The organism is Peribacillus sp. NPDC056705 (assembly GCF_043656335.1).
Map to the genome: position 1 here is coordinate 1 of NZ_JBHTYI010000293.1, position 1,011 is coordinate 1,011.

At 53.8% G+C, this 1,011-nt stretch carries 1 pseudogene; it reads right to left on the reverse strand.

The window, feature by feature from the left end:
* Positions 1-1,011, reverse strand: a pseudogene (locus tag ACFRAK_RS29805) (hypothetical protein); the annotation flags it as partial.

Consider the following 1,011-nt stretch of genomic DNA (forward strand, 5'->3'; position numbering starts at 1 on the left):
TTCTTGAAGACTGCCTGAAGCTTTCGTGACAGAGATGCTGTATGGATACCACTCCAACTGCGCTAACGAGGAACTGGCGGTTGGCCTTACTGGATTCACTCTCAGTTTCTTCACACCAAGAACACCGCTGACTTCCTGGCCTGGCTCCGCAAGCTTACCTCCGGACAAAGCCGTGCCTAGCGCAAGCCCCCATTCACCTGTGATCCCTTTCGGGACCCTTGCCCAAAATACAACCGACTGCTTGGCTCCCGGCTGAAGCGGAACCTCTGGCTGGATCGTGTCCGCCTCATAAATCTGTCCATCCGCGCTCTGGAAATATCCTTTAAGCAAAGCGGCTTGTACACGGCGCTGCTCATGGCTGGCGAGCGTCAGCTCGGAGTAGATGATATCAGAGTCGATTCCCTCATACATGATCGTTCGCCGTTCTTGGGCTTCCGCACGTTTACCGACCGTTTGAACCGAATATGGCTGACCATTCTCTACAGTCTGGATCGAGTGCATCGTTCCCGACGTCGTAAATGTTAGGAAGGATGCTGCCGCCTTCTCCTCTTGTGCAAGCAATTCAAAGCGGAGCGAGCGAATAGGCTTCGTATAAGGAATGCGTGCCATAACATACACCTCTGTCGTAGCTCCGGGTGCGATCAAAGCTCCCTGATCCTCCGCCATAACCTCAGGGCTTACCAATAACACGGATTCGTCCGCTGTAAGCTTCAATTTAAGTTCAGGCAGCGGCAGGGAATTGGCGTCCCCGGTATTGCGCAGACGCAGCTTGGCAACAATGAGATCTGTATCCTGCCAAGGCAGACGCTGGATTGATTCTACCGTGTAAGCAAACCCCTTGGCCGTCTGTGGATCGTATTCAACGCCAATCGATGCTCTGCGTTCCGATTGATAAGGGATGCCGAAATAAGCGATCGGTAATGTTAATCGGTTCCGAAGTTCCGAAGCCGATTCACGGCCCTCGGCTGAACCGACAGGCGTCTTGGAAGGATCCAGGACGGGGGCTTCGAC